The following is a 5877-nucleotide window of genomic DNA, read 5'->3' on the forward strand; positions in this document are numbered from 1 at the left end:
TGCCTTACTCGCCTCGTTTGACCCGCACCCACTCCCGCTTGAGGATCGCCTGCGAGGCCTGGATGATGTCGCGGCTGATGACGTCGATGCGTTCTTCGATGTCCCCGTCCGGCGAGGGCGACCGAAGCTGGTTGACCGCCCCGCTCATCAAGGCTTCGAGCTGCTGATGGTCCTTCTCCAGCGGGTTGAGCATGAGCTCGATCTTGGAAACCGTCCGCAGCAGGCTCTCCACGCGTCTGAACAACTCGGGATCCCGGGCGATGACACTGCCGGTCGGCTCTTCCACGGTATGGCGTATGGCCGCCGTGGTGAGGAGTTGCGCGTTGAGGCTCGCCACGAGGTCGCGCATCGTCTCGATCCACTTCTGGCGGTTGACCGACAGCACGTTCGCCTTGAACTCGATCCTGGCGATCCTCGTGTTGACGAACGCGCCGGCAATCGACGCGATCATCGCGTTGCTGGCGAAGACCAGGGTGATCCATTGTGGGTTGATGTCCATGATCGTTGTCCGGCGATAGAGGCCTTGCTGGTTCCTTCAGCCTGGAGTTCGGGCGTAGGGCCTTGGCCCATGGCGTCAGCCAATCGGCCCGTCAGGCTCTATGCCGACTCATGCGCCACCTCCGCCAACAGCGGTTCCGTCGTGGATCGGACGGGCGCCTTGATGCGGAACCAGGCCACGTACAGCGCCGGCAGGAACAGGAGGGTCAGCAGCGTGCCCATGATGATGCCGCCCATCATGGCGTAGGCCATGGGGCCCCAGAACACCTCGCGCGCGATCGGGATCAGCGCCAGGCTCGCCGCCGCGGCCGTCAGCAGGATCGGCCGCGTCCGGTGCATGGTGGCCTCGATCACGGCCTCCCACGGGGCCCAGCCCTCCCGCCGCAGGTCCTCGATCTGCACGACCAGGATCACCGAATTGCGGATCAGAATGCCGACCAGCGCCAGCACGCCCAGGATGGCCACAAAGCCCAAGGGAGCACCGCTGGGCAGCATCGCCGCCACCACGCCGATCAGCCCGAGCGGAGCGACCGCCACCACCAGGAACAGGCGCGAGAAACTCTGCAACTGAACCATCAGGATCGTCGCCATGATGAACAGCATGAGCGGGACGACCGCCGCGATCGGCCCTTGGGACTTGGCGCTCTCCTCCACGGGGCCGCCCACCGCCACCCGATACCCGGCCGGGAGCGTGCGGACGAGCTCCTGCACCTTGGGTTCGAGCTGCTCGACGATTGTCGCCGGCTGGGTCGCATCGACGATGCTGCCCCTGATCGTGATTGTTGGCAGGCGGCTGCGGCGCCAGATCACCGGCTGCTCGAGTTCGTAATGGAAGCTCGCGACGGCCGCCAGCGGCACGGACTGGCCGTTCCGGCCCGGCAGTTGCAGGTTCTGGAGCGTCTCGATCGACTGCCGCTCGGCGGCGCGTGCCCGATCCACCACGTCGACCAGGTAGATCGCGTCGCGCACCTGGGTGATGCTCGTGCCGCCCACGATGCCGTTGAGGGCTCCGGCGATGTCCTGCGAGGTCACGCCGAGCTGGCGGGCCTTGTCCTGGAGCACGTCGACCTTCACCACCCGGGCGGGCTCGTTCCAGTTGAAGCCGATGTCGCTGACCAGGCGATGCTCGCCCACCAGCCCCGCGAGCCGCTGCGCCAGGTCCCTCACCTTCCGGATGTCGGGCCCGCTGAGCCGATACTGCACCGGGCGTCCGGCCGGCGGCCCCAACGCCAGCAGGTCCACGTACACATCGAGTCCCGCAAATTCCTGCCGGGCCAAGGCTTTGATTTTCGCCCTGAGGCGCTCGCGGGCCGCGATGCTCTTGGTCACGATGACGATCTGGCCGTAGTTGGGATTCGACGGCTGAGGGTCGAAGGAGAGGATGAACCGCACCGCGCTCTGGCCGACATAGGATGACCAGTGATCGATGTCGGGATCGCCCGCGAGCTTGGCCTCGAAGCGGTCCATCTGCGCCTTCGTCTCGGCAATCGAGGCGTTCTGCGGCAGGGTGAAGTCGACGAGGAGTTCGTTGCGGTCCGAGGACGGGAAGAACTGCTGCTCGACGAACCGCATGCCGTAGAGCGAGGCGCAGAACATCGCAACCGTCACGCCGATGGTCAGCCAGCGCCAGCGCATGGCGCCGACGAGGACGCGTGAGAACATCGTCCCGAGGCGACTCGGCTTGTCGTGATGCTTCTTCATCGTCTTCGGCAGAAGCGTCACGCCGAGCAGGGGTGCGAACAGCACCGCGACGATCCACGACAACAGCAGCGAGACCGCAATCACCACGAACAGCGTGAAGGTGTACTCGCCCGCGTTGCTGCTGTTGAGGCCGACCGGGATGAAGCTCGCGATGGTGACGAGCGTTCCGGTGAGCATCGGGAACGCGGTGGAGGTGTAGACGGCGGTGGCGGCCTTGCGCAGGGTGTCGCCGGCCTCCAGCCGCGCCACCATCATCTCGACGGCGATCATCGCATCATCGACCAGAAGACCGAGCGCGATGATGAGAGCGCCGAGCGAGATCCGCTGCAACGAGATGCCGAGATACTGCATGACCATGAAGGTCATGGCGAGCACGAGCGGGATCGACAGCGCGACCACGAGCCCGGCCCGCATGCCGAGGCTCACGAAGCTGACCACCAGCACGATCGCCACCGCCTCGAACAGAGCCTTGGTGAAGCCGCCGACCGCCTCCTCGACCACGATGGGCTGATCGGCCACGAGATGCACGCCGACGCCGATGGGCAGCTCGCCGACGATCCTGTCCATCTGCTCCTCCAGCGCCTTGCCGAACTCCAGCAAGTTCGCGCCGGTCTTCATGCCGATCGCAAGCCCGATGGCGGGCTGGCCGTTGAACCGGAACAACATCTGCGGCGGGTCGACATAGCCGCGGCGAATGGTGGCGATGTCGCTGAGGCGGAAGAAGCGGTCGTTGATGCGCAGGTTGAGGCCGCGCAGGCTCTCCTCCGATGTGAACTGCCCGGTCACGCGGATGCTGATGCGTTCGGGACCGGCCTGGATGACGCCGGAGGGCGTGATCGCGTTCTGGGCTTGGAGCGTCTGCACGACGTCCTGCTGGCTGATGCCGAGGGCCGCCATCTCGCGCGTCGAGAACTCCAGGAAGATCACCTCGTCCTGGGCGCCGATCAGGTTGACCTTGCCGACATTGGGCACCGTGAGCACCTTGGCCCGGACGTCCTCGACATGGTCGCGCAACTGCCGCTGCGTCAGGCCGTCCGCAGTGAACGCGTAGACGTTGCCGAACACGTCGCCGAAGTCGTCATTGAAGAACGGTCCCACGACGCCCTGGGGAAGCTCCCGTTTGATGTCGTTGACCATGTTCCGGACCTTCACCCAGACGCCCGGCACGTCGCGGCTTTTGACCGTGTCCTTCAGGTTGACGTAGATCACGGTCTGGCCCGGCGTGGTCTGGCTGCGGGTGTAGTCGAGCGAGTCGAGTTCCTCGAGCTTCTTCTCGATCCGGTCGGTGACCTGGCGGGCGGTGTCCTCGACCGTGGCGCCGGGCCACTGGGCCGCGATCACCATGGTCTTGATGGTGAACGACGGGTCCTCCTCGCGTCCCAGAGTTATGTACGCAAGGATGCCGGCGAGGGCGGACACGAGCATGAAGTACCAGACGAGGGAGCTGTGCTCGAGCGCCCAGTCGGACAGGTTGAAGCGGCTTTTCATGGGAAGGCCTCGTCTGCAATCTTGACGGTCTGACCCGGGGTCAGGCTGTGCACGCCGGCGGTGACCACGCGCGTGCCGCGTGCAAGCCCGGCCACCCGGACGGCGGACCCGTCCCGTGCGGCAATCGTCACGTCCCGGGTCGACACCGTCCGGGTGACCGGGTCGACAACCCACACCATCGTCTTGCCGTCCCGGTCCAGCAGGGCCGAGATCGGCAGCTCAATGCCCGGGGCAGCCTGGGTCGCGACCGTTGCGGTGATCGTCGTTCCGAGCCGGAATGTCTCCGGCGGGTTGCCGAGGGTGACCCTCACCCGCAGTGTGCGGGTGGTGGGATCCGCCTGCGGGGCGATCTCCCGCATGGTTCCGGTGGCCTGCACCGAGGGGTCCACTTGCAGGGCAATGTCCAAGCGGGCTCCCGGCCGGAGGTCCCGTCCGATGCTGTCGGGCAGATCGACCACCGCCTCGCGAATATCCGGACGCGCCACCGTGACGACCGCCTGCCCCGGCTGGACCACCTCCCCGAGTTCCGCCGCGGTGGCGGTGATCACACCGTCGAAGTAAGCGCGCAGCTCGGTGTAGCCGAGCTGCTCCTCGGCCTTGTCGAGGTTGGCCTTGGCGCTCGCAACGCCCGCCTCCGCGGTCTCGCGGGACTCCCGCGCAGCGTCGAATTGGGCCTGGTTGGCAATGTTCTGCTGGAGCAGCGTGTGCTGGCGAGCCTCGGCCGCGGCGGCATTCTCCAGGCGGGCGGTGGCGCTGGCCAGGTCGGCCTGCGCCGAGCGCACCGCAAGCTGGTAGGCGACCGGATCGAGCGTGGCCAGGCGCTGCCCCTTCCTGACGACGTCGCCGACATTGACGTCACGGCTGACGATGCGCCCGAGCACCCGGAAGCCGAGGTCGGACTTGTACCGGGGCTCGACGGTTCCGGCAAAGCCCACGGTTCGCACGGTCTGCGGGGTCACCGCGACGGAGAGGACCGGTCGGGGTGCTGGCGCCGCGGCGTGCTGCTGTTCCTGGCAGGCGGCGAGCAGGCCGACCGCGCTCAGGAGGGCCAGGGATGTCGGGATCGGTTTCATCGGGCCGCTCCTTCGACGAACGCAACGACCTGCCGAGGGCGCAGGAACTGCGTCCCGCCGGTCACGACGACCTCGCCGGGCCGGAGCCCCTCGCGCACGACGACCTTTCCGGTGTCGTAGCCTTCGACGGTGACCGGCTTCAGCAACACCGTCCTGGTCTGGGGATCGACGGTCCACACGGCCGGGTGCCCGTTTTCGCTCGAAAGGGCGCTCCATGGGATCATCACCAGCTTGCGAGGTTGGAACCGGCCCTGGCCGATGACGGCGGCGCCGAGCGTCATCGCCGCCGGCGGATGCTCGATACCGACCTTGACCCGGACGGTGCCGCTGGACGGGTCGACCGTCGGGGAGATCTCACGCACGGTGCCCTTGGCCTCCACGGCTGGATCGGACACCAGCGTCAGCGCGATGGCGGGATCGGCGGGCTCGTGGGTGAAGATCGCCTCGTAGATATTGAACACGGCGTCGCGCGGTCCGTCCTGGGCGATCGCGAAGACGGTCTGCGCCACCTGCACGACTTGGCCGACCTCCGCCTTGCGGGCCGTGATGACCCCGGGAACGCCCGCCCGCAGGACCGTGTCGGAAAGATGGTCGCGGGCGGTGCCGAGCTGGGCCTTTGCGGTGTCGAGCGAGGCCTGGGCCGTACGGAAGGCTTCCTGAGCCTGATCGTGCTCCCGCTTGGTCGTAAAGCCCTGGGCGAGCAGCGCCTTCTGGCGCTCGTAGGTGGATGTATTCTGACGGAGCACGGCCTCGGCAGCCTGGACAGCGGCCTCGGCGGCGGTCAGCGTTGCCTGTTGCTGCTGCGGGTCGAGTCTGGCCAGCACCTGGTCGGCCGTCACGTGGTCGCCGACATTGACCAGGCGCTCGCTGATGCGGCCCGCCACCCGAAAGGACAGATCGCTCTCGACCTGCGCGCGGATCTCGCCCGTCAGTCGCACCGTCGGCGCATAGTTGGTCAGGGTGACAGTCTCGACCTGCACCATGGTCGGAAGGCTCTGCGGCCGGCTCGTCTGTTGCTGGCAGGCGGCCAGACCCAGGGCGATCACGACCACCAAGGCTGCCGGGGCAAGGCGGTGGGAGTTTGCAAGAGAGCAGGAGATCATCAATCGTCGCGGCT

Annotated in this window: 4 protein-coding genes; all 4 read right to left on the bottom strand. The window is 67.2% G+C overall.

The window, feature by feature from the left end; all coding sequences use genetic code 11:
- Positions 1 to 4: 4 nt before the first annotated feature.
- The 4 genes from BN1233_RS42320 to BN1233_RS42335 all read right to left on the bottom strand — a co-directional run bounded on the left by BN1233_RS42320 (position 5) and on the right by BN1233_RS42335 (position 5812).
- The gene (locus BN1233_RS42320; protein WP_046869699.1) at positions 5 to 499 is read right to left on the bottom strand and encodes a hypothetical protein; all 495 of its coding nucleotides are present in this window, start codon (positions 497 to 499) and stop codon (positions 5 to 7) included.
- Positions 500 to 597: 98 nt separating this feature from the next.
- Positions 598 to 3687, bottom strand: coding sequence for an efflux RND transporter permease subunit (locus tag BN1233_RS42325; RefSeq protein ID WP_046869700.1), 3090 nt, complete (start codon positions 3685 to 3687; stop codon positions 598 to 600).
- Positions 3684 to 4760: an efflux RND transporter periplasmic adaptor subunit gene (locus BN1233_RS42330; protein WP_046869701.1), complete on the bottom strand. Its 1077-nt coding sequence runs from the start codon at positions 4758 to 4760 to the stop codon at positions 3684 to 3686. Before BN1233_RS42330 ends, BN1233_RS42325 begins: the two co-directional genes overlap by 4 nt.
- Positions 4757 to 5812 (bottom strand): efflux RND transporter periplasmic adaptor subunit, encoded by a 1056-nt coding sequence (locus BN1233_RS42335; RefSeq protein ID WP_244889853.1) that lies wholly within the window; start codon positions 5810 to 5812, stop codon positions 4757 to 4759. The genes BN1233_RS42330 and BN1233_RS42335 overlap by 4 nt, the downstream gene beginning before the upstream one ends.
- Between the last annotated feature and the right edge of the window lie 65 nt (positions 5813 to 5877).

Origin of the sequence: Microvirga massiliensis, from assembly GCF_001006805.1 — a bacterium.
Taxonomy (GTDB): Bacteria; Pseudomonadota; Alphaproteobacteria; order Rhizobiales; family Beijerinckiaceae; genus Microvirga; species Microvirga massiliensis.

Excerpts from the sequence above, each read along its gene's own strand:
- BN1233_RS42330 (WP_046869701.1), bottom strand. The coding sequence starts at position 4,760 with ATGAAACCGATCCCGACATCCCTGGCCCTCCTGAGCGCGGTCGGCCTG.
- BN1233_RS42325 (WP_046869700.1), bottom strand. The coding sequence starts at position 3,687 with ATGAAAAGCCGCTTCAACCTGTCCGACTGGGCGCTCGAGCACAGCTCC.
- BN1233_RS42320 (WP_046869699.1), bottom strand. The coding sequence starts at position 499 with ATGGACATCAACCCACAATGGATCACCCTGGTCTTCGCCAGCAACGCG.